We start from the raw sequence: 24,572 nt of genomic DNA on the forward strand, positions 1-24,572 counted from the left end.
ATGGAGGTAACAATTAGACCGTTAGAAGAAAATGATGCTAAAATTTCTTATTTATGGAGAAATGATATTGAAATATGGAAATACACAGGTTCTAAACCAACACAGGCTATTACATACGAAATCGAGAAAGAATGGATTAAAAAAGTTTTAAAACGAGAAAACGAGATAAGATTTGCAATATGTGTTGGAGATAATAATGAATACGTAGGTAATGTTCAGCTTACTAATATTACCAAAACAGATGCAGAATTTCATATTTTTGTTGGTAATAAAGAATTTCATAACAAAGGCATTGGTACTAAAGCAACTAATTTAATTTTAAATTACTCGGATAAAGTTTTACAATTAAAAATAGTTTATTTGTTTGTAAATAAAGAGAATGTTGCAGCTATAAAATCATACAAAAAGTGTGGCTTTTATGAAATAGAAAGAAACAAGGAACAATTAAAATTAATTATAAAGCTTTGAATAAATGAATGCTAACTTTATTGATTTAAAAGAGAAAGGGTACACCATAATACCTTCCTTTTTTGATGAAAACTATATGAATACTGTTTCAAATTCAATTGATGATAGTTATGAATTGTGCAGAGAAATTCAAATAAAAAATGAGATTGATGCTGTTACAAATGGCACAGTTCATCATTTATTAGCAACTGAAGATAATATTTATTTAGAGATTTTAGAAAAAATAAGCCATTCTCCTGTTTATGAATTTATTCAAAAATATTTCAATGGAAATTGTATTGTAAATAGTTATGGAGGAGTAATAAACATTACCTCAAAACCATCTTACGTCGCCAATGTACATAGAGATATTCGTTTTTTTTCTGGAGATTTTCCATTGATGTTGAATCTGTTGATTATGCTGGATGATTTTACTTTAGAAAATGGAGCTACTTATCTTTTACCACAATCCCATTTAAAAGAAGACAAACCTACTGATGAAGAGTTTTATAAAAAATCAGATAGGGCTGTTGGTAAAAAGGGAGATATTCTTTTTTTTAATTCTAATTTATGGCATGCGGCGGGTATTAATACTACCGATAAGGTAAGAAGGGCAATTACCATTACATTTACCAAACCGTTTATGAAACAACAGCTTGATTATTCAAGAGCTATTGGTTATGATAATGTTGCGAAATTAAGTATAGAACTTCAACAATTAGTTGGGTTTTATTCAAGAATTCCATCTAATCTTGATGAATGGTACCAAAAACCGGAACAACGATTTTATAGACCAGGGCAAGATTAAATACAATTAACAATATTGAATTATGAATATAGATAGAGATTATAATCAAGAACTTCAAGATGCTTTAGGTCATAAATATGCCTATAATTTTGATTTTGATGTGATGCATCCTTTTATGATAAAATCTTTTGAACCTTTTTTCAAAGAAGGCAGTCTTTTAGAATTAGGCAGTTTTAAAGGAGATTTTACAAGAAAATTATTGCCTTATTTTGATGATGTAACTTGTGTTGAAGCTTCTGATGAAGCTGTACGTATTGCAAAAAATGAATTTGGAGATAAGGTGAAGTTTGTTAATTCACTTTTTGAAAAAGTAACATTACCCCAAAAATATGATAATATTATACTTACTCATGTTTTAGAACATATTGATGATCCTGTATCAGTTCTAAAACGAATAAATGAGGAGTGGTTGTCAGACAATGGAAGATTTTTTTTAGTTTGTCCTAATGCAAATGCTCCGTCAAGACAAATTGCTGTAAAAATGGGCTTGATAAGTCATAATTCAGCCGTAACACCTGCAGAAGCAGAGCATGGACACAAAATCACTTATACTTTAGACACTTTAGAGCGTGATGCAAAAGCTGCAGGACTCAAAGTGATATATCGTTCAGGTATTTTTTTTAAAGCATTAGCTAATTTTCAATGGGATCTATTATTGCAAACAGATATTATTTCTAAAGAATATTTAGAAGGCTGTTATGAGTTGGGTCAACAATATCCAGATTTGTGTTCTAGTATATTTATAATGTGTGAAAAAGGAAAGTAAGTTATGAGAAAGCCATTACTTTCGGTGTGTTTAATTACTTATAATCATGAACAATTTATTCGTCAAGCTATTGAAGGAGTTTTGATGCAAAAAGTAGATTTTGATTGGGAATTAATTATTGCCGAAGATTGTTCAACTGATAGTACAAGAGCTATTATTCTAGAATATAAGGAAAAGTATCCTGATTTTGTAAAATTAATTTTGCAGGAAAAGAATGTTGGGGCGGCAAAGAATTGGCTTGATTTAATGGCTGTTCCAAGATCAAAATATGTTGCTTATTTTGAAGGAGATGACTATTGGACAGATCCTTTAAAACTGCAAAAGCAAGTTGATTTTTTGGAGGCTAACCCCGAATATGTTATGTGTACGCATACTGCAGAAGAGAAAAATGAAATAACGAATTCAAGTATTATTTTTCCTAATATAAAAGATGATACTGCAAAATATATTGAAGATTATATTATTAATAATCTAACGGCAACTTGTTCTTTAATGTTTAAAGCGGAATATCTGGAGCCAATTCCTAAATGGTTTAATGAAATTTTGTTTGGAGATTTAGCATTAATGTTGTTAATTTTTTATAGATCAAATAAAAAAATGATGATATTAAAGGATTGTATGGGGGTTTATAGAGTTAACTCAGGAAGTGTTCACGGTTCGTTTAAAAACAATAAAGCTTCATTAATTAAGGCATATAAAATGCATCTTGATTTTATTAATACAATAGATAGAGAATTGTTTTTAAAAAAGAATTTCAAACAGTCTGTTATTAAAAAAAAGATTAATACCCATTCTATTTTAGCCAATTTGTATAAAAAAACAAATATTGTGAATTATTGCAAACATTTGTTAAAAAAGCATTTATTAATAAGATTTGCTCGTGTAGTTTAGGTAAATTTCAAATTATGAAAATTCTCATTATATCGCATGATGCAACCCGAACAGGAGCTCCAATTTTGCTTTTGAATTTGGCTAAATTACTTTTGAAGTTTAAAGAGTATGAGGTTACATTTCTTTTGAAAAATGGAGGGGTCCTAGAGTCTGACTTTAGTTCTATTGCGGCTACTTATTTTGTAAAAAAACAGAAACATAAAAACGTTTTTTGGGATTATTTAAAAATTAAAAAAAGGGTTATAGAGGATAAAGAGTTTTTGAATAATTTTGATTTAATAATTTCAAATACTATTACAAACGGTGAAATTTTAGAAATAATTAGAGAAAATTATAAGGGCAAAATAATTAGCTATATTCATGAGCTTGAAATAGGCGCTAAAGCTTTCTCAAATGAAAATAATATATTAAAACTAATAAAAAATTCAACAAATTTCTGGGTCCCATCTTCTATTGTAAATGATTTTTTAATTGATAAATTTGATATTTCTCAGGATAAAATCTTTATGATGCCGTATTATATACCTTATGATGCATCTGATTTAAAAGTTGAAAAAAAATCACAAAAAGAATTTGTAGTTGGAGGTTGTGGTACTATAGATTGGAGAAAAGGGGCTGATTTATTTATTGTTGTAGCAAATCAACTTTTTATTAAATATCCTAATTCAACCATAATTTTTCGTTGGGCTGGAGCATTTCCAGGAATCGAATTGGAACGATTAAATTATGAGTTAAGAAAATGCAAATTGGAAGGCAAAGTTTTTTTTGAATTTTCTAGTTCCAATATAAATGAGTTTTATAATTCTATTGATTTGTTTTTGTTGCCATCGCGGGAAGATCCTTATCCATTAGTAATTCTTGAAGCTGCTAAATTTAATGTTCCTTCAATTTGTTTTGATTTGGTTTGTGGAAGTAAAGATTTTATAGTAAATTCAAAAGGGGGAATTGTTGTTCCATTTCTAGATATTGACAGAACAGTTGAAGCAATTATTAGTTTTTATAGTGATCCTCATTATAAAAAAAAGTTAGGAAAAAATGCAAATGATTATTTAATGAGCACACATTCAAACGATAAATATGTATATGGAATCTTTAAAGAACTTTTAGGAAAATAAATTGATTTTTAAGTAATTAAAATGCCAAACAAAATAAAGCCAATAGCAATCTATTTACCGCAATTTCACCCTATTCCAGAAAATGATGCTTGGTGGGGAAAGGGGTTTACAGAATGGACTAATGTTGTAAAGGCTAAGCCTCGTTTTGAAGGACATTACCAACCCCATTTACCAGCGGATTTAGGTTTTTATGATCTTCGTTTAGAAGAAGCTCGATTAGCACAAGAGCAAGTGGCAAAAGCCTACGGAATTCATGGCTTTTGTTATTATCATTATTGGTTTAATGGCAAACGATTATTACACGAACCTTTGGATAGGAAGCTTAAAAACCCAAAAGAAGATTTGCCTTTTATGATGTGTTGGGCTAATGAAAATTGGACTAGGAGATGGGATGGAGAAGAGAATGAAGTGTTAATGCATCAAGAATATAATTTTGAAGACGATAAAATACATTTTGAGTTTTTATGTAAGACCTATTTTGATGACGAGAGATATATTAAACATGAAGGGAAGCCGGTTTTTTTAGTTTATCGCCCTAAGTTGTTTAAGGATATAAATAAAACTTTAGAAATTTGGAGAAGTATTGCAAGAAAAGAAGGCATTGGTGAAATGCATTTAGGGTATATGCAAAGTTGGGGTGTTACTGAGGATCCTTTGAATATGGGATTTGACTTTGCGGTTGAGTTTCAGCCTAATTTTCCAAAAACAAAAAAAAACAAGAAAACAGTTTTTAAAAGAGTTCTTGCTAAAATTTTCAAATCTATTAATTTACAAAAGAGAGAAATTGAAAAAGAGATTGATCGTGTGTTTGATTATAGTGAATTTGTAGAGATTCAAAAAAGAAAAATATTTAAAAAGAATGTTAGTCCTTGTTTAATTCCAATGTGGGATAACAGCTCAAGAAGAAAAAAAAATGCATTTATTTTTACGAATTCAACACCTGAATTATATGGTAGTTGGTTGAATTATATAATAAATAATTTCCCTTGGAATATTAACAAGGAAAAGTTTCTATTTATTAATGCTTGGAATGAATGGGCAGAAGGAAATCATTTGGAACCATGTCAAAAATGGGGTAGAAAATATCTCGAGATAACAAAAGAAAACCTTATAGGTAATGAAAAATAAAATAAAGTTTTTGGCTTACTATCTTCCTCAATTCCATCCTATTCCTGAAAATGATTTATGGTGGGGCAAAGGTTTTACAGAATGGACCAATGTTACAAAAGCAAAACCATTGTTTAAAGGACATTACCAACCCATTTTACCTGGAGATTTAGGGTTTTACGATTTGCGAGTTTCAGAAATACAAGTGCAACAGGCAAATTTGGCAAATGATTATGGGATAGATGGATTTATCTACTATCAATACTGGTTTGGTAATGGTAAAATGCTTTTGGAAAAGCCGGCAGAAGCCATGCTTAAGAATAAGAATATTGATTTGCCTTTTTGTTTTTGTTGGGCAAATGAAACATGGAAAGGGATTTGGCATGGTATACATAACCCTACTGTTTTAATGGAGCAAACTTATAATGGTGAAGAAGACTATATTGCTTATTTCAATTATTTATTGCCTTTTTTTAAAGATGAAAGGTATATAAAAATTGATAATAAACCTATGTTTCATATTTATAGAATGCAGGATATTCCATGTTTGGATGATTTTTTGAAACTATTTAATAGATTAGCTATAGAAAATGGTTTTGATGGTGTTTATTTTATTTCAACTTTAGGTCCACATTCTTTAGTTGATAATGGATTGATTTATGGAAAAATTGGGATTGATGTTTTTGATAGAATGCGTTATAGAAACGAATTTCTTTTTTCTTACAAAACAGTCATTGGACAGTTGGAAAGAAAAATTAAGAAGAAATTGAAAATGACCAATGAAATTGGGATAAGATCAAAACCGTTGATTTTAGATTATTCAAGGGGAGTGTCTCAGTTTAATGTAAATTTTTTGCATAAAAAGTACATTCCATGTGTTTTCCCTAATTGGGATAATTCGGCAAGAAGTGGAAAAAAATCACTAATTTTTAAAAATGCAACACCCAATACTTGGAAAATTCATTTAGAAAAAGTAGTCGGAAAATTACTCAAAAATCCCGAAAATCCACAAATAATTGTTGTAAAATCCTGGAATGAATGGGCGGAAGGAAATTATTTAGAGCCAGATCTAAAGTATGGTCTTAAGTGGTTAGAATCGGTTAAAATAGTTAAAGAAAATTTGTACAATTAATGCAAAAGACAGTTTTGAATCCATTAGTATCTATAATAATCCCAATATACAATCGAGCTCATTTAATAAGCGAAACACTTGACAGTATTTTAGTTCAGACCTATGTTAATTGGGAATGCATTATAATAGACGATGACTCTACAGATAATACCATTGATGTCTTAGCTGAATATACTGAAATTGACAACCGGTTTCAATACTATAAACGACCAATCGATAGAATAAAAGGTCCTAATGCCTGTCGTAATTATGGTTTTGAATTAAGTAAAGGAGAATATATTAAGTGGTTTGATAGTGATGATGTAATGTTGCCCAATTTGTTGGAAAAACAAATTTTGTCATTCGACAAAAATGTTGATGTCAGCGTATGTAAATTGATTTACTATGAATTTAATTCAGGAATTTCCATAAAAGAAAATACAATTTTTTCAAAGTATTTAATTGAAGATTATTTTACAGGAAAGATTGCTTTTTATATTTCAGGGCCATTATGGAAAAGAAGTTTTTTAGAAAAGCAAACTGATTTATTTGATCTATCCATCACAAATCTTGACGATTGGGATTTTAATCTTCGAATGTTGTATCAAGAGCCAAAAGTTGTTTATTTAGAAGAAGCTTTAATTCAATACAGAAAACATGAAACTTCTTTGTCTCATGAAATTAATAAACTTAATTTTAACGAAATTCAATCAGAATTTAGAGCTAGAGAAAAGAATTTAAAATTATTAAAAACAAATAAACTTGCTAACGCAAGGATTTTACAAAATTATAGTAAAGACCGATATAAATTTATTCTTAGAGAAGCATTAGTTTCAAATGACAATAAAAGATTTTATTATTTGAGAATGCTTTTTATTTTGCAATTGAAAACTTTAGATTTTAAAGGTTTTATTAAAACTATATTTAGTTTCACAATTTTCAGTGTTTTTAACAAAGGTTATAAATTATTAAAATAAATGAGAATTCTTTTTATCTCTATGCCATCTGTTCATGTAATCCGTTGGATAGAAAATCTTAAAGATACTTCTTATGAATTATATTGGTTTGATGTTTTGGGAAGAGGTAAGTTAGAAACTTTAGACTCTGTTTATCAATTTACTGATTGGAAAAAAAGAAAAGTGCCAACTATAAAAGGGGAATATTTTTTAAGTAAAAAGACACCTTCTTTTTTTGAAAAAGTAGTCCCCTTTCTAGAGGTTTCGGCAAACGAAGCTTTAGAAAAAATAATTTTGGAAATTCAACCTGATATTATTCATAGTTTTGAAATGCAAGGATGTTCATATCGCATTTTTAAAACGATGAAAAAATATTCTAATATAAAATGGATATATTCTTGTTGGGGAAGTGACTTGTATTATTACCAACAATTTCCATCACATTTAAAAAAAATAAAGCAAGTTTTACAACGGGTTGATTTTTTGCATACAGATTGCCACCGAGATTTTAAATTGGCACAACAATTGGGTTTTTCTGGGAAACATTTGGGGGTTATTCCTGGAGGGACAGGCTATAAACTAGATGAATTGCAATCCTATAAATTGCCTATTGCTGATCGTAAAATATTATTGGTAAAAGGATATGAGCATCAATTGGGTAGAGGATTGAATATCGTTAAGGCTTTGCATTCTATCCAAAAAAAAATTGGAAACTATGAAGTGGTGGTTTTTGGAGCACATACCAAGGTAATCGAATATATACAATCCAATCAACTTGATTTTAAAGCTTTTGATAGGCATGGTCTTTCGCATCAAGAGTTGATGGAATTGATGGGGAAATCACTGATTTATATTGGGAACAGTATTTCGGATGGGATGCCGAATACGCTTTTGGAGGCGATCGTAATGGGAGCTTTCCCAATCCAATCCAATCCAGGAGGGGTAACAGCGGAAATAATTAAAAATGGTAAAAATGGGTTCTTGATAAATAATTCTGAATCAATTTTAGAAATTGAAAATGATATTTTGAATGCTGTTTTGAATTTAAAAATAATAGAAAAGGCAGCAGTTGAAAATTCAACTATAGCTATTGATAGATTAGATTATTACAATAATAAAATAAAAGTTATTGCTATTTATAAAGATATTTTAAAGTGCGAGTAGGCTTCAATCCACATAAAGACAAAACCCAATCGAGAACCCATTATTTTCATCAGGTGATTATTCCGGTTTATATTCCCAATGAAGAAGGGTATTTTGAAGATAGTTTTAAGATATTAAAACTATGTCTTGATTCATTATTTAAAACTATTCATAATAAAACATGTATTACTATTGTGAATAATGGAAGTTGCATAGAAGTTGTAGCTTATCTGAACGATTTGTTTCGTGAAAATAAAATACAGGAAGTAATTCATACTACAAATATTGGGAAACTTAATGCCGTTTTAAAAGGAGTTTCGGGAAATAGTTTTCCTTTAATTACAGTTTCGGACGCGGATGTGCTTTTCTTGAACGGGTGGCAAGAGGCAAGTTATTCTGTTTTTGATGCGTTTCCAAAAACGGGAGCTGTTTGTCCTACACCTTCTTCACGTTCTTTGAGAACCTATACAGCCAATGTGTATTGGGATTTATTTTTCTCGAATAAATTAAAATGTACTCCTGTTGTAAATCCTGATGCTTTAAAAATGTTTGGATTGAGTGTGGGAGATGCTAATTTTTACAATCCGGTTCAATTAAAAAAATATTTAACTGTAACTAATAAAGATAAAAAAGCGGTTGTAGGTGCAGGACATTTTGTTACCACTTATAGAGCACAAGTCTTCGATAATTTAGAAAGTAGATTTGCAACATTCAAATTGGGAGGCGATAGCGAAGGACAATTTTTGGATATTCCTGTTGTAAAAAAAGGTTTTTGGCGATTATCAACTGCGGATAATTATGCCTATCACATGGGGAATGTCTTGGAAGATTGGATGCAGGTTGAGGTATCTAAATTAATGCAAAATGATAAAGAAAGCAACTTTGAATTGAAACCCATTCAGCCAAGTTCTAAATTGGCTTATTTTGTAAAGAGTAAATTGTTTGGCAAATTGATTTTGAATAAAAAAATAATGAAGTATTACTTAATTTGGAAAGGATTGAGCAAAGAAGAGGCCAAAAAACACTTAATATGATCACCATACTATACCCTTACCGTAATCGGGAAGAAAGTAGAGTCAAACGTTCGCTAGACTCATTGGCACAACAAAGCAATCAGGATTTTAAAGTTGTTTTTGTGGATTATGGCTCTGTATTTGACAAGGCAGCAACAATTAAGATACTTACTCAGAATTATGATTTTGTAACCTATCTCTATTCCTATCATTCTTATCAACCCTGGTCGAGAGCCAAGGCAATTAATATTGGGTTGCAACACGTAACAACTCCTTTTGTTTTTGTAGCCGATGTAGATATGATTTTCAGTCACGATTTTATAGAAAAACTGATAGCTATTCAAAATCCTAATCAAGCAGTATTTTTTAAAGTTGGTTTTCTGGATCATAAAGAAAGTATTCAGGTAAAACCTTTTGATCAATATAAAATAAGTTTTTTTAGTCAAGGTGGAGCCAAAGGCTTGTCGTTATTTCCTCTTAACGCATTGCATGAAATACATGGTTTTGACGAGTTTTTGCATTTTTGGGGAGCCGAAGACGAAGATGTTCATAATCGATTGGAAAATGCAGGATACCAATCCCTATTTTATGATCAAGAGATTTTAATGCTGCATCAATGGCATGTTACCTACAGAAAAGCCGAGTCAAAAGGATTAAATCGTGATTTGCAATTGACAAACATCAGTAGAATTAATCAGGCGCATTTGTTAGATAATAAAAAACAAAAGCGAGCAATTGTTAATTTGAAACAATGGGGGCAAAGTATTTCCAAAAGGGAATTTGATGAGTTAGAAAATAGCAGAACCCCTTTTTTTATAGGAAACAGAAAAGAAAGTATTAGTCATTTTCTTTTTGTGATATTGCCTAATTTTAAGGGAGGAGTGCTAAATGTTGTTTTTCAAAAAGATGATTTTCAAAATAGTTTGAAATACTATGTTAAAAAAAGGTTTGGCAAAACAGTTCCGGAATATTACTCTTTAAAAGAAATAAACGACAAAGTCTTGTTGCATCTTATTAGTTTTTACAAAGACTGCAATTATTTTTATATCATTGGGAATGACTTAAAATCGATTCAATTAAAAATTAAAAAAGAGTAAATTAAGCAGTTGGATGCAAATGGTTCTCGATACATTTATTGTTGCGTTTTACTTCACAAAAAACACTCGAACTGACGTTATTAATAATTACACCCGACAGGTTAAACAACTTTTTCTATCTTTACTAAGCCATAAAATTTTTGCGTATGACCAAAGTAATTCTCCTATCACAAGTTCCGCTCCCTTTTTCTAAAATAGGAAGTTGGACTACGCTGTATAAAAATTATTTGCAAAAGGAGCATCAAGTAGATTTTATAGTATGCGAGCCACCTGAAAAACAGTTTGAGAATGTTGCGTACAGTTTGATTGCTAATGGTTTACTTTTTAAAATAAGAAGAAAAGTCAAAAAAAATAAGTACTTAGGCTATTTTGAAGCTTTGGATAAAATTCTGAAACCAAACGAAAAATACATTATTCAAATCATAGATAATTTTGGAATTGTAAAGCCACTTACTGCTTTTTTGGTTTCAAAAGGGCTGCGATCCAATTCTTGTCTTCAGTTTTTTTATCATGGTTTTCCACCTTTTTATGAAAATTATAATGGCAGATGGTTTTTTGAGTCTATAGATGAAATGGTGTTATTAACGAATGATTCGTATTTGGCACATAAAAATTATTATACGGTATTGCCTACTCGATTTTCGGTTTTGCATAATGGTATTGATACCAAAAAGTTTTTTCCACTTTCGCTAAAAGAGAAGCAAGCGATTAAGCAAACAAAAAATACAAACGATAAAACTGTTTTTGTATGGTGTTCACAGGATCGTCCGAAAAAAGGGTTGAGTATTTTACTGGAGGCTTGGAAGCGAGTGTATAAAACTAGGCAAGACATAGTGTTATGGGTTATTGGTTGCGAGCCCAAAACGCCCCAAGATGGAGTGATGTATTTAGGTCGAATTCCTAATGATGAACTTCCTGTTTATTTCCAAAGTTCGGATTGTTATTTGTTTCCTACACTTTGTCATGAAGGTTTTGGCATGAGCTTAATAGAAGCATTGCATTGCGGTAATTACTGTATTGCATCGGCTATAGGCGGAGTTCCAGAGGTACTTCAATATGGGAAATTGGGTAAATTAATTGAAAATCCGCATTTTGTTTCGGCATGGGAAAAAGCCATAAATGAATTTTTAGAAGGTAAATTTGAAATACCTGAATTATCTAATGAATTATATTCAACAGAAATGTGGAACCTGGGAATGAACAAAATTATAATCGAGGCAAAAAACAGACTTGCCCAATGAAAACCATAGCTATTATTCCCGCCAGAGGCGGTTCAAAACGATTAAAAGATAAAAACATCAAAGTGCTGAATGGATTGCCTTTATTGGTGCACAGTATTCGGTATGCACAACAACATCCAGAGTTAATTGATGCCATTTATGTAAGTACGAATGATAGTGCAATTAAGCGAGTGGCACAAGAATATGGAGCATTGGTTATTGACCGTCCCGAAGCTTTGTCGGACGATTTCGCTACAACTATTTCGGTCTTGAAACATGTGTTGGAAAATGTTTCTGAAACGGTGGAACACGTAGTTTTATTGCAACCTACCAATCCGTTACGACCAGAAACTTTGTTGCCCGAAGCGATGCAACGCTACCTAACAGGCAATTTTGATAGTTTGTTTACTGTAAGTAGAAACCATCAAAAATTAGGTAAAATTATTGATGATCAATTTGTTCCTTATAATTATGAAATTGGACAACGTAGCCAAGATTTGGAACCTTTGTATTTTGAAAATGGGCTTTTATATCTACTTAAATCCGATTTGGTGAAAAATGGAAAAATTATAGGAGACCACTCTTTCCCTTTTATTGTTGATAATCCTTTCTCAGAAGTTGATATTGATACTCAAGCTGATTTTGATTATGCCGCTTATTTAATGGGACTGAAATAAAATTAACAATTAGTGACTAGTGATTAATTCTTAGTTGAAATTTCAAAGTCTGAAGTGCTTTTTTAGAAAACTGATATTTGAAAATCGATAACTTAAAACAAAAAAATGAACCCATATATAGAAATAGCAGGACGAAGAATTGGTCCTGATTATCCACCATTAGTCATTGCCGAAATTGGTATCAATCACGAAGGCTCATTGCAAGTAGCCAAAGAAATGGTTGATGCTGCTCATAGAGCGGGTGTTGAGGTTGTAAAACATCAAACCCATATTGTCGAAGACGAAATGTCTGGAGCGGCCAAAAAAGTAATTCCTGGTAATTCCGACGTATCCATATACGAAATTATGGAACGTTGTTCGTTGAACGAAGCCGACGAATTGGAATTAAAAAAGTATGTAGAAAGTAAAGGGATGATTTTTATTTCGACTCCATTCTCTCGTGCTGCGGCTGAACGATTGAAAAAATTTGATATTCCCGCTTATAAAATTGGTTCTGGCGAATGCAATAATTATCCGCTATTAGAACATATTGCTTCCTTTGGCAAACCCGTTATTTTGAGCACGGGAATGAATACTATCGAAAGTGTTCGCAAAGCGGTTACTATTTTTGATAGGCATAAAGTCCCTGTAGCATTATTGCATACGACTAATTTGTACCCAACACCAATACATTTGGTTCGTTTTGGAGCCATGACTCAAATGCATGAAGCTTTCCCCGATAAAGTATTTGGGTTAAGTGATCATACATTGAATAATAATGCTTGTTTGGGAGCAGTGGCTTTGGGAGCCAGTATTTTGGAGCGCCATTTTACAGACCACATGCAGCGCACTGGTCCAGATATTGTATGTAGTATGGATGAAAAAATCACTAAAGAATTGATTATAAGTTCTAATGAAATTTGGCAAATGCGTGGTGGTATAAAAGAACCTGCACGTGAAGAGCAAGTGACTATTGATTTCGCTTTTGCTACTGTTTGTGCTATCGCTGACATAAAAAAAGGAGAATTATTTACTAAAGAAAATATTTGGGTGAAACGTCCTGGCACAGGGAAAATTCTAGCGGAACATTTTAATTCTATTTTAGGTAAAAAAGCTAAACGGGATATTGCTAATGATGAGCAATTAGATTTTATTGATTTTGAATAAAATGAAAAAAATACTATTCCTGACAGGAACCCGTGCCGATTTTGGCAAAATAAAATCATTGATTTCGATTCTCGAACAACAGCCCGAATTTGAAGTTTTTGTGGCGGTTACCGGCATGCACTTACAGGAAGAATACGGATATACCTTGTTGGAAATTCAACGTTGCGGGTATAAAAATATACATACTTTTCATAATCACACCCATGAAACCACCATGGATTTGACATTGGCCAAAACCATCGAAGGACTATCAAGTTATATAAAAAATGTTCTACCTGATTTAATCCTTGTTCATGGAGATCGAGTGGAAACTCTTGCTGGAGCCATTGTAGGTTCCTTAAATAATATTTTGGTAGCCCATATTGAGGGGGGTGAAATATCGGGAACTGTAGATGAGTTGATTCGTCATAGCGTAAGTAAACTGAGTCATATTCATTTTGTTTCTAATGCAGAAGCAGCTAAAAGATTGGAGCAAATGGGAGAGGTAAAAGAATCTATTTTCACGATTGGTTCGCCCGATATTGATGTTATGTTTTCAGATAAACTTCCTGATTTAGCTGTTGCCAAAGAATATTATCAATTATTTTTTGAAACCTATGCTATAGTAATGTTTCATCCTGTAACTACCGAAATAAAGGATATGGAACAATATGCATCTGATTTTGTAGAGGCATTATTGGCGGATATCCATAATTACATTGTTGTTTTTCCAAATAATGATTTGGGAAGCCAAATAATTCTTAGCGCTTATGAACGCTTAAAAGGGAATCCACGTTTCCGAATTTTTCCCTCATTGCGATTTGAATATTTTTTGACATTATTAAAAAATTCTCAATTTATTATAGGAAATAGCAGTGCCGGAATACGGGAAGCTCCTTATTACGGAATTCCGATTATCAATATTGGCACTCGTCAGCAAAATAGAGCCGTTCATGCCGATATTATAAATGTAGATTATAATAAAAAAAATATTTATGAAGCACTGAGAACTATTGATTCCCATCAGGTACAACAAACAGATGCCGATTTTGGTGAAGGCAATAGTGCCGAATTATTTTTGGAGTCCCTCCAAAAAAAAGAGTTTTGGCAAATGAATCATCAAAAACAGTTTAGAGATAGATAAATGTTAATAGTAAGTAATTATCATTACATTCGTCCGGAGTATAATGCTAAATATCCTAGTATATTTGGTGTAACACCAGCTGAATTTAGACAGCAATTATTGTTATTGGTAAATAAAGGAACATTTGTCAATTCTTTAGATTTACTAAATAATTCAAAGCAAATATTAGAATCAAAAGAAAAATTTTATTTGATAACTTTTGATGATGGTTTAAAAGAACAATTTGATTATGCATTGCCAATATTAGATGAGTTAGAGATTCCCGCTATTTTTTTTGTTAATTCAAGTAATTTTTTTCAAAAAAAAGTAAGCACTGTTCATAAAATTCATCTGTTAAGATCAATTATTTCTCCAAATGAATTTGTTCAGTATTTATTTAATTTTGATTCTATTGAACTTTCGGATTTAGAATTGAAAAGAGCAAAAAATATTTATCAGTATGACGATGAAAAAAGTGCAATTTTGAAATATGTTTTGAATTTTAAAATGACTTTTAAGGAGCAAGAGGAGGTAATAAAACAGCTATTCAGTCATTATTTTGAAGAAGAGTATGTTTTAGAAAATCTTTACATGAATGAGCAATCCTTAAAGGAATTAGCAAAAAGAGGGTGTCTAGGAAGTCATTCACATAACCATTACCCTTTAGGGCTATTAGATTTAGAATCTATAAAGGTTGAAATAGAAAATTCAAAAAAAATACTGGAAAAAAGTACAAATTCAAAAATTGAATTAATTGCATATCCTTTTGGAACTAAAGAAGCATGTACTGATTCTGTTGGGGAAATTGCAAAAAAGGCAGGGTTCAAATTTGGTTTTACAACTACTCGAGGAACCAATACGAGTTTTGAAAATCCTTTATTGCTGAATCGTTTTGACTGTAATGACATGCCAGGAGGTAAAAATTATAAAGAAGAGATATGATAACAAGAGAGGCAACAATAGAGGATTGGGGAATATTGCAATCCTTTTTTAAAATTATTTATAGAGATAATCATCCATTACATAGTAAAGAATTTTGGAATTGGCAATTTGGTAACAAAAATGAAGGGCGCTCTTTTATATGCATAAATGAAAAAGGAGAGATAGTAGGTCATGTGGGAGCTAATTTTGGTGGTGGAATGGCTTGGATAATTAATGTTTATCTTAATGAAGAATGTCGTGGAAAAGGAGTCTTAGGTAGTCTTTATGCTTTAGCGAGGGACTATTATCCGCTAGCCGCTACAGCTGCAAATGAAGCAGGGCTTGGATTGTACAAAAATATGAGGTGGTATAGATATCATGATTTAGTTCGTTATGTGAAAATAAATCCTAATATTAAGGATAAAATCTTTGCAAATGTTTGTTCTCCTATTCGAGTTTCTATTGATGATTTTATAAATAAAGACAGTCATTATTTTCAACAACCAATGATAAAAGGAATCCTTTTGAAAGATGGTTCCAGAGCAGTAAGTCAAGAAAACGTAGGGGGATTGAGAATTGTGGATATAGAAAATCTTCATCAATTAGAAGAACAGTCTTGGGAATTAGGGTACTTATGGATGGATTATATTACATCCTGGAATGATTTAAAGACAAAAGATTTAGAAAAAAACGGATGGGTTTTGGATTATAAATCGATAATACCATGGCGCTTGAATCCAGTTGAAGAAAATCGTTTTTGCGATATTACATTTCTTTCGGAGGAACCTTTAGATCGAGAGTTTATAGTTCATAGGTCTTTTTCAGATCACGGCAGAATAGGTAGTTTAGTAATTTAGTGTGATGAAAAATAATAAAATATTTATACTCTTACCTGACGGTATTGGACTTCGCAACTTTGCGTATTCAGATTTTTATAAGATTGGAAAAAAAGAAGATTTTGATATTATTTTTTGGAATAATACACCTTTTGATTTAACCGAATTGGGTTTTAAAGAGATAAAAATTAAAAACTCTAAATCACATCCACTTACGGAGATCTACAAAAATGCTCGTAAACAAATAGAGTTGAATCTTAATATTCGAAGAACCAAAGACACCGTTTATGATACGTATCGTTTTCCTTTTTCGTATGCAACAACTACAAAAGCAGTAAAAAGTTTGTTGACTCGACTAGTGTCATTTACTCATTCTTCAAAATATGGATTAAATCGCATTCGAAAAAAAATTAAACAGGAAGAAAGAAAAACGCTGTACTACCATCAATGTTTAGAAACTTTGCAAAAAGAACAGCCAGGCATGGTTTTTTGCACCAATCAACGGCCGATGACGGCAATTGCACCGTTATTGGCGGCTCAAGATATAGGAATTCCTACAGCAACTTTTATTTTCTCCTGGGATAATTTGCCAAAAGCAACAATGGTAGTTGAAACGGATTATTATTTTGTATGGAGTGATTTAATGAAAAAGGAATTGCTTTTTTATTATCCTTATGTTCAAGAAGAACAGGTTTTTGTGTCTGGAACTCCACAATTTGAAGCTCATTTTAATCAAAATAAATTAAGTTCAAAAGAAGAATTTTTTAAACAGAATAATTTAGATACAAATAAAAAATATATTTGTTTTTCTGGAGATGATATTACAACAAGTCCCGATGATCCGGCCTATTTAGAAGATGCTGCAAAAGCCGTAATAGAGTTAAATAGTAAAGGATATAATCTTGGAATAATCTTTAGAAGATGCCCTGTTGATTTTTCGAATCGATATGATACTATTCTGGAAAAGTATTCGAGCACTATTGTTTCAATAGACCCTATTTGGAAGCCTTTATCTTCTGTGTGGAATACTATATTGCCAACAAAAGAAGACGATTCTTTATTGTCAAATTTGGGGGAGCATTGTGAAATGGTCCTTAATTTAGGTTCCTCCATGGTGTTTGATTTTATTTGTCATAAAAAAGTATGTGCTTATTTTCATTATAATCAAAAAATACAATTAGATAAAAATTGGGATCTTTTTAAATGTTATCAATATGTTCATTTCCGTTCGATGCCTAATAATAATTCGGTTTTTTGGATAAACAGTCCAGATGCTATTATTGCAATAATCGAGAAAGGTATGGCAAAGAATTCTTCTGTAATAGAAGATGCAAAGAACTGGTTTGAAATCATTAACCAACATCCTCCACAAGAAGCTTCCAGACGTATTTGGCAAGGAATTAAAACTATCATTTCTAAAGAATAATCCTTTTCTTTGCACTTTCAAAATTAGCATGCAATTTTTAAAATAAATTATGTTTTTTAACTCCTTGGCTTTTGCCATTTTTTTACCCATCGTATTTTTTCTGTATTGGTTTGTTTTTAACAAAACAAAAAGCAGCCAAAATGCACTCCTAATCGTTGCCAGTTATTATTTCTATTCCTGTTGGGATTGGCGTTTTTTGTTTCTGTTGGTTTTCTCAACGTTTTTGGACTATTATACCGGAATTAGAATTGAAAAAAGCACTAATGATAAAGGACGAAAGTTTTGGTTCTGGTTGAGCATCGGTGTTAATTTGGGATTTTTAGGCATTTTTAAATACTATAATTTTTTCTCGGCATCGTTCGCACAAATGTTGACTACTGTTGGTTTTAAAGCGAGTCCTCTTTTGTTAGATGTAGTTTTACCGGTTGGAATTTCTTTTTATACGTTTCATGGATTATCCTATGTGATCGATATTTATTTTAAAAGAATTAAGGCAGAATATAATTTTGTGGATTATTCACTTTTCGTGAGTTATTTTCCACTTCTGGTGGCAGGTCCAATTGAACGGGCAACCCATTTATTACCCGAAGTAAAAGTCAAAAGAACCTTTGATTATAATCAAGCCAAAGAAGGAGTCTGCCAAATAATTTGGGGACTGGTCAAAAAAGTTGTTATTGCTGATACCTGTGCGACTTATGCTAATGCCATTTTTGACAATTACACATCGATGAATTCCTTGTCGCTTATTTTGGGAGGGGTATATTTTGCGTTCCAAATTTATGGTGATTTTTCAGGATACTCAGATATGGCATTGGGAATGTCAAAATTGTTTGGGTTGGAATTATTGCGTAATTTCAATTACCCATATTTTTCAAGAGATATAGCCGAGTTTTGGCGTCGTTGGCACATTTCACTTTCTTCTTGGTTTCGTGATTATCTCTATATACCGTTGGGAGGAAGCAAAGGTTCCAAAGTTATGCAGGTTCGGAACGTCTTTATCATTTTTGTCGTAAGCGGTTTTTGGCATGGTGCCAATTGGACCTATCTGGCCTGGGGGTTTGTCAATGCGGTATATTTTTTGCCCCTTTTATTGTTGAATCGAAATCGGAGCAATATAGATGAAATTAAACTGAACTGGAATTGGGATTCGGTAAGGACAATAGCCAGTATTGCAATGACTTTTTGCTTAAGCACAATTGCATGGGTATTTTTTAGAGCTAAAACCATAACCGATGCCTGCTTGTATTTAAAACGAATAGTCGTAAATAGAGAATTTACTTCTCAGTATCTTGTAAATGAGCGTTACAATTATGAAATATTGTTGATGATTGGTCTGTTTGTTTTGGTTGAATGGAATAATAGAACCAGAGTAGAGCCTATTTCAGGAAAATATAATACAGTGAAACTGGCTTTGGCTATAACAGCCATTCTCGCTTTTGGAACGTACTCCGATTATAAAGAATTTATATATTTTCAATTCTAATGAAGAAGTTTTTACTATTCACTTTAAAATCATTAATCTTAACGATAGTAATTGCTGTTGCTTTGGATTTTATATACACCGCTATTTATTTGCAAGCGAGTAATCGAAGTAAAATAGATAATATTTATAACTCAAAAAATCAAAAATATGATGTGGTTGTTCTGGGATCTTCCAGAGCCAATAATCATTTCGTATCCAAAATGTTTGAAGATAAAGGACTGAAAACATTCAATTATGGCATGAGCGGTGGTCATTTGTTTGAAGCTTCGATGCTTTTAAAATTGATGGTGGAGCGACATTATAAAATTAAAAATGTAATTCTAGAAGCCGATTTGAATTTATCAAATGAGCATCAAGCAGAAGGGATTGCAGCTCAGTTTTTACCTTATTTGCATAATTCAGAAATAATTAAAAAACATTTTGAGCAAGAGGAAGATTTTACGGAGTTGTATTATATCCCTTTTTATCGCTATATTAAATTTGATGAACGTATCGGTTTTCGTGAAATGTTTTTTAATTTGATTCATAAAAGAACTTCAAATTTAGATAATTTGGGTTATCATCCTTTAGGCAAGAAACCAAATGCCAATATGAAGAATAATATTGTCAATTTAAAGCCTTTAAAACAAAACAAATACTACGAAGAAATCAAGCAAATTTGCAAAGACAACAATATTAATTTCATAGCGGTAATGACACCAATGTGTGAAAACACAAAGGGAATTGAGTATTTTAACAAAGTACAAAAGTTATATCCCGAAATTCACAATTATGAAAATGTAGTGGTGGAGGATAAATATTTTTCATCCTGTGGACATTTGAATGATACCGGCGCCAGATTGTTTACCGCTCGAATTTTGAAAGATTTTTTTAATAAATAAGAATATGCACATTGCCTTTTTAACCCCCGAATACCCCCATGAGCGTGTACAATATGCGGCAGGAATTGGCACGAGTATCAAGAACTTGGTGGTGGCTTTGGTTAAAAAAAAGGTAACTGTTTCCGTTTTTGTTTATGGACAATCAGAAAGTGCTATTTTTCAAGAAGATGGCGTGAAAATACATTTGATAAAAGCTCAAAAGTATAAAACGTTTGGTTGGTATTTTCATCGAAAATATATTCAAAATTATCTCAATAAACACATTGTTTCAGAAGGAATTGATTTAGTTGAAGCTCCGGATTGGACAGGAATTACCGCTTTTATGAATTTAAAAGTACCAGTTGTAATTCGTTTTCATGGAAGTGACACCTATTTTTGCTATTTGGAACAAAGAAAACAAAAAGCAAAAAATTTTTGGTTTGAAAAGCGAGCAATTAATAAAGCCCAAGCTTTTATTGCTCCTACCCATTTTGCAGGTGAACTGTCAAAGAAGCTTTTCGGTATTAAAAATAAAGCAATTCAAACCATTCACCACGGAGTGGAGCTTAATCTGTTCCAGAATGCTAACCCGTTGGTTTATGAGAAAGGGTTGATTTTATATATTGGCACTATTATTCGAAAAAAGGGAGTGCTGGAATTACCAGATATTTTTAAGAAAGTCAGAAGTAAATATCCAGAAGCTAAGTTGGTTTTAATAGGAAGTGATTCTTTTGATATTCAAACCAAATCCAAATCGACTTGGAAATTAATGCAACGAGAATGCAGTGATGAAGATTTAAGCGCTATTTCTTATTTAGGTAAAATTCCTTACAATGAAGTGAAGGAATTCATTAAAAAAGCAAATGTTTGTGTTTTTCCAACTTTTGCAGAAACTTTAGGAATGGTGACAATTGAATCTATGGCGTTGCAAAAACCAGTTGTGAATAGCAACATTGGATGGTCTCAAGAATTACTTGTTGATGGGGAAAGCGGGTATTTGGTCCACCCAAAAGATCACGATGTCTTTGCCGAAAAAATAGTTGGGTTGTTACAAGACGATAATTTGTGCTCAACTATAGGAAAAGCAGCAAGAATAAGAGTAGAAACTTTTTTCGACATTGAAAAAATAGTAGCTCAAAATGTAGATTTTTATAAATCAATAATAGATTCATTTTGATTGTAGTATATCATAAAAATAATAGGATTAATAAAGTTATTTCCGTTGATAAAAGTGAAATATCTTTTGACAAAAATAAATCTATTGCTTTTGGTTTACTGCAATTGGCTGAGCAATTTCCAGAATCAAAACTAGTTTGGTGTCATGAAGAGTATCAAGAGGTACTTAATTTGGAGGGACTCAATGAAATAATGCATCACAACAAGATGATGCTTTCCTATAATCCAAGTGAAAGGAATTATTTAGGTCCTAAAATAGGCTATGTGGAGGAATCTTTGTTTATTAGAATAAATAAAAATGTAACGTATCCTAGTTGGCAAATGAGTAGTCTGGTGGGATGCATTCATGCTTCAATACTAAGAGCCACTAAGGAAACGATCAAAAGGGATTCGAGTTTTGATTATTATTTAAATTCAATTGCCAAAGTTTGTAAACCACAAGGTTTGTTATGCTATTCCGATCCTAGACTATTAAAAAAACACTTTTTAGTTTCTTCTCCCAAAGCTTCTGTTTTTACCCTTTTTAGATTTATAAAGCAACATTATAAAAAGAGATGGATAGTAATGATGTTTTTAAACTTAATAATTTATGAGCGTCAATTCCCTTTAGGCGCCTTTTTATATGCTTATTTTTTTAAGAATAGGAAAAAGAACACAACTGATTTAGACGCGATTAAAGTCAATTCATCTCTTAAAGTTATAGTTAACCCAACTATGGATGTTATTATTCCAACTATTGGGAGAAAAGATCATTTGTATGATGTGTTGAAGGATTTAGCTCAGCAAACTCATTTACCAATTAATGTAATTATAGTGGAGCAAAATCCTAAAGTGAACAGTGTTTCAGAATTGGATTATATACATAATGAAATTTGGCCTTTTGTCATAAAACATACCTTTACGCATCAAGCAGGTGCTTGTAATGCAAGAAATTTGGCGATGAGCCAAGTAGAAAGTGAATGGGTATTCTTTAGTGATGATGATATTAGATTTGGATCGGATTTGATAGAGAATGTAGTTAAAGGTATTGAGCAATATGGAGTTTTATGCTTAACGACAACTTGCTTGCAAGTAAATGAGCATAAACATAATTTACATATCCACCAGTCTAGTATTTTTGGGTCTGGGTATAGTTTTTTGAAAGCAGATTTACTAAAGGAAGTATCGTTTGATAAATGTTTAGAATTTGGATACGGAGAGGATACTGATTTTGGATTACAATTGCGAAATTTAGGAGTAGATGTCATTTCTTTTCCAGAGATATCTATTTTACATCTAAAAGCTTCAATAGGCGGATTTAGAATAAAACCAACATTTGCATGGAGTAAAGAAGAGATACAACCCAAGCCTTCCCCTACGATTATGTATGTGAAACTCAAGTATAATTGTAAGGAACAAATAGGCAGATACAAAACAACATTATTTTTTAAGTATCATAAACATCAAGATATTAAAAACCCAATTCGTTATTTAATTTACTTTAACAAGCAGTGGCAGAAAAGTATTTTTTGGGCTAATGAATTAAGAAAACGATCGTGAAAATTTCTATGAATATCGCTTGGATAAGAGCTATCTTTAGTGCTGAACAAACTGTTTTTACAATAAATACTTATTAATAAACATTTTATTTTGATACAATCTATTTTAATTTGTACTCCTTCAGGGAAAAGTGCGGTTCCTTTTGATAAGAGTCAAAAGAATAAAACTGAAATAGATATTTCAAAATTTTTGTCTCCAAAAATTAATTCTTTTGATATTGTAATACGCTTTTCTCAACCCATAATCGAATTTAGAAACCATGATTATCAATGGGTAAATTGTAATAGTGATAGAATTGCGAATGAATTTTGTCCTAAGATTATAAAATTGAAGGATGGGACACTGGTACAGGCTAATAAAAATATCGGGATTTGGGAAGTTAATAAAAAACTGAAAACGGTATTGTTGTGGCGTTTTAATCCCGAGTGCGCTTCTTCATTTACAAGCTATATTAAAGATCAGAACGAAGTTACAATTCAATCAGCAAATCAAAATTTTAATTGGAAACAAAATCTAGCGATTTTATTCTCTGAAAAGAATGCGATCGAATTTAGCCGTTCAAAAATTCCATTTACAGCGATAGCTTGTTTTACAGATCATTGTGATTTTGATACTCCGGAAAATTTAAAGATTCAGAGAGATTTTTTTAAGAGAAACAATGTAAAAATCACTAAAGGTTTTTTTCTGAATCATTTTTCAAAACGATCGGATAATGCTTCTTTTGAAAATGATGCCGAAGAATTGTCGCTTTGGCAGAATGACGGCCATGAGTTAGCCTATCATTCTCTTTCGCAATCTTTAAAAACTATTCCGGATAGTTTTGATGATTTTTATAATTTCAATGCTCCTTTTTCTGGTCTTTGTACATGGATTGATCATGGTTTTCAGCCGTATAATTTTTCTCTTTTTAAAAATGAAAAAATAAATGAGCAAGATTATGAAGTCAATTTAATTACTAAAAACATTAAAATTCTGTGGAATTATATTGACTCTGGTAAAGCAACCGTTGGGGTAATCAATCAATTGAATACGAAACAATTTACACTGTCAAGTTTCTTGAAAGGAAATAAAGGATTGCGTTTTTCCAAACAATTGCAATTGATGACTAAAAATATGATGTTTCATTTTTATGGGGATCAGGAGTTAATTTTGAAATACAAAAGTATCGCAGGGAATTTTAAAAAAGTATTTCATCAAAAGGATAAAAGTAAATTTTATGCCTTACTTAAGGATGGTTTTGGTTTGATTTCCAGTATTGTCTCAGTTCTAGCTTTTTGGAATAGCAATAAAAACACTCCTTATAAATTAGCAAAATATAGTCCTATTCTATTTAAGCATACTATTTTTGAGAAAGAATTTTATATTTTTCAGACCTTAAAAATCGATAATTTTGAAAAAGCATTATGCCAACTTAACATTGATTCACTTATAAAAGAGAAAGGGGTTTTTGTTGCTCATACTTATTTTTCTGTCCCTATGAAGTATCACAAAGGAAGATTGTTTTATAGTAAGAATGAAATTAATTTTATTGTAGAGAAAAATTTTAATTATTTAGGATTGAAGGTTCTAAATAATGAAATTTGGAATCCTACTTTAAAAGAATTGGTTGGTTATTGGTCAGGTTTTGAGGATATACTTCTTGATGTTGATGAACTAGGGAATATAGTTGTAAAAAATGAGACGAATATTGTTTATCGTAAAGTACTGTAATTCTTCTTTAAAAAATAAAATA

General features: G+C 31.4%; 23 protein-coding genes. All 23 read left to right on the top strand.

The features are described from left to right. The 23 genes from C8C85_RS11800 to C8C85_RS11910 all read left to right on the top strand — a co-directional run bounded on the left by C8C85_RS11800 (nt 1) and on the right by C8C85_RS11910 (nt 24,550). Nucleotides 1–468: a GNAT family N-acetyltransferase gene (locus tag C8C85_RS11800; protein WP_116797238.1), complete on the top strand. Its 468-nt coding sequence runs from the start codon at nt 1–3 to the stop codon at nt 466–468. 4 nt (nt 469–472) lie between these two features. Next, nucleotides 473–1,255 (top strand): phytanoyl-CoA dioxygenase family protein, encoded by a 783-nt coding sequence (locus C8C85_RS11805; RefSeq protein ID WP_116797239.1) that lies wholly within the window; start codon nt 473–475, stop codon nt 1,253–1,255. A gap of 22 nt (nt 1,256–1,277) precedes the next feature. Then, on the top strand, nt 1,278–2,021 hold the full coding sequence (locus C8C85_RS11810) for a class I SAM-dependent methyltransferase (protein WP_116797240.1): 744 nt from the start codon (nt 1,278–1,280) through the stop codon (nt 2,019–2,021). Between the two features lie 3 nt (nt 2,022–2,024). Then, nucleotides 2,025–2,912, top strand: a complete 888-nt coding sequence (locus C8C85_RS11815; RefSeq protein ID WP_116797241.1) for a glycosyltransferase — start codon at nt 2,025–2,027, stop codon at nt 2,910–2,912. 14 nt (nt 2,913–2,926) lie between these two features. Further along, the gene (locus C8C85_RS11820) at nt 2,927–4,027 is read left to right on the top strand and encodes a glycosyltransferase family 4 protein (RefSeq protein ID WP_116797242.1); all 1,101 of its coding nucleotides are present in this window, start codon (nt 2,927–2,929) and stop codon (nt 4,025–4,027) included. 21 nt (nt 4,028–4,048) lie between these two features. Then, nucleotides 4,049–5,155: a glycoside hydrolase family 99-like domain-containing protein gene (locus C8C85_RS11825; protein WP_116797243.1), complete on the top strand. Its 1,107-nt coding sequence runs from the start codon at nt 4,049–4,051 to the stop codon at nt 5,153–5,155. Then, nucleotides 5,145–6,266 (top strand): glycoside hydrolase family 99-like domain-containing protein, encoded by a 1,122-nt coding sequence (locus C8C85_RS11830; protein WP_116797244.1) that lies wholly within the window; start codon nt 5,145–5,147, stop codon nt 6,264–6,266. The genes C8C85_RS11825 and C8C85_RS11830 overlap by 11 nt, the downstream gene beginning before the upstream one ends. Beyond that, nucleotides 6,266–7,222: a glycosyltransferase family 2 protein gene (locus C8C85_RS11835; RefSeq protein WP_116797245.1), complete on the top strand. Its 957-nt coding sequence runs from the start codon at nt 6,266–6,268 to the stop codon at nt 7,220–7,222. Before C8C85_RS11830 ends, C8C85_RS11835 begins: the two co-directional genes overlap by 1 nt. Then, nucleotides 7,223–8,365, top strand: coding sequence for a glycosyltransferase (locus C8C85_RS11840; protein ID WP_116797246.1), 1,143 nt, complete (start codon nt 7,223–7,225; stop codon nt 8,363–8,365). After that, complete coding sequence (locus C8C85_RS11845; RefSeq protein ID WP_116797247.1) at nt 8,356–9,378, top strand: glycosyltransferase family A protein; 1,023 nt, start codon at nt 8,356–8,358, stop codon at nt 9,376–9,378. The genes C8C85_RS11840 and C8C85_RS11845 overlap by 10 nt, the downstream gene beginning before the upstream one ends. Then, a complete protein-coding gene (locus tag C8C85_RS11850; RefSeq protein WP_165818117.1) occupies nt 9,375–10,454 on the top strand; it encodes a glycosyltransferase family 2 protein in 1,080 nt (359 codons plus the stop codon). Before C8C85_RS11845 ends, C8C85_RS11850 begins: the two co-directional genes overlap by 4 nt. A gap of 146 nt (nt 10,455–10,600) precedes the next feature. After that, nucleotides 10,601–11,695: a glycosyltransferase family 4 protein gene (locus tag C8C85_RS11855; RefSeq protein WP_116797249.1), complete on the top strand. Its 1,095-nt coding sequence runs from the start codon at nt 10,601–10,603 to the stop codon at nt 11,693–11,695. Beyond that, a complete protein-coding gene (locus tag C8C85_RS11860; RefSeq protein WP_116797250.1) occupies nt 11,692–12,351 on the top strand; it encodes a cytidylyltransferase domain-containing protein in 660 nt (219 codons plus the stop codon). The genes C8C85_RS11855 and C8C85_RS11860 overlap by 4 nt, the downstream gene beginning before the upstream one ends. Before the next feature lie 105 nt (nt 12,352–12,456). Then, entirely contained in the window at nt 12,457–13,497 is a 1,041-nt protein-coding gene (gene neuB, locus C8C85_RS11865) for an N-acetylneuraminate synthase (protein WP_116797251.1), read from the top strand. Between the two features lies 1 nt (nt 13,498). Beyond that, complete coding sequence (gene neuC, locus C8C85_RS11870; protein WP_116797252.1) at nt 13,499–14,620, top strand: UDP-N-acetylglucosamine 2-epimerase; 1,122 nt, start codon at nt 13,499–13,501, stop codon at nt 14,618–14,620. Next, complete coding sequence (locus C8C85_RS11875; RefSeq protein WP_116797253.1) at nt 14,621–15,541, top strand: polysaccharide deacetylase family protein; 921 nt, start codon at nt 14,621–14,623, stop codon at nt 15,539–15,541. It begins immediately after the preceding gene. Beyond that, nucleotides 15,538–16,377, top strand: a complete 840-nt coding sequence (locus C8C85_RS11880; RefSeq protein ID WP_116797254.1) for a GNAT family N-acetyltransferase — start codon at nt 15,538–15,540, stop codon at nt 16,375–16,377. Before C8C85_RS11875 ends, C8C85_RS11880 begins: the two co-directional genes overlap by 4 nt. 4 nt (nt 16,378–16,381) lie before the next feature. Continuing rightward, nucleotides 16,382–17,782, top strand: a complete 1,401-nt coding sequence (locus tag C8C85_RS11885) for a UDP-glycosyltransferase (RefSeq protein ID WP_116798470.1) — start codon at nt 16,382–16,384, stop codon at nt 17,780–17,782. A gap of 49 nt (nt 17,783–17,831) precedes the next feature. After that, on the top strand, nt 17,832–19,265 hold the full coding sequence (locus C8C85_RS11890) for an MBOAT family O-acyltransferase (protein WP_116797255.1): 1,434 nt from the start codon (nt 17,832–17,834) through the stop codon (nt 19,263–19,265). Beyond that, nucleotides 19,265–20,146 (top strand): hypothetical protein, encoded by an 882-nt coding sequence (locus C8C85_RS11895; RefSeq protein ID WP_116797256.1) that lies wholly within the window; start codon nt 19,265–19,267, stop codon nt 20,144–20,146. The genes C8C85_RS11890 and C8C85_RS11895 overlap by 1 nt, the downstream gene beginning before the upstream one ends. Nucleotides 20,147–20,150: 4 nt before the next feature. Then, entirely contained in the window at nt 20,151–21,302 is a 1,152-nt protein-coding gene (locus tag C8C85_RS11900) for a glycosyltransferase family 4 protein (RefSeq protein ID WP_116797257.1), read from the top strand. Next, complete coding sequence (locus C8C85_RS11905; RefSeq protein ID WP_116797258.1) at nt 21,299–22,840, top strand: glycosyltransferase family 2 protein; 1,542 nt, start codon at nt 21,299–21,301, stop codon at nt 22,838–22,840. The genes C8C85_RS11900 and C8C85_RS11905 overlap by 4 nt, the downstream gene beginning before the upstream one ends. Before the next feature lie 90 nt (nt 22,841–22,930). Next, nucleotides 22,931–24,550 (top strand): hypothetical protein, encoded by a 1,620-nt coding sequence (locus C8C85_RS11910; protein ID WP_116797259.1) that lies wholly within the window; start codon nt 22,931–22,933, stop codon nt 24,548–24,550. Nucleotides 24,551–24,572: the final 22 nt, after the last annotated feature.

Origin of the sequence: Flavobacterium sp. 103, from assembly GCF_003096795.1 — a bacterium.
In the GTDB taxonomy this organism is placed as follows: Bacteria; Bacteroidota; Bacteroidia; order Flavobacteriales; family Flavobacteriaceae; genus Flavobacterium.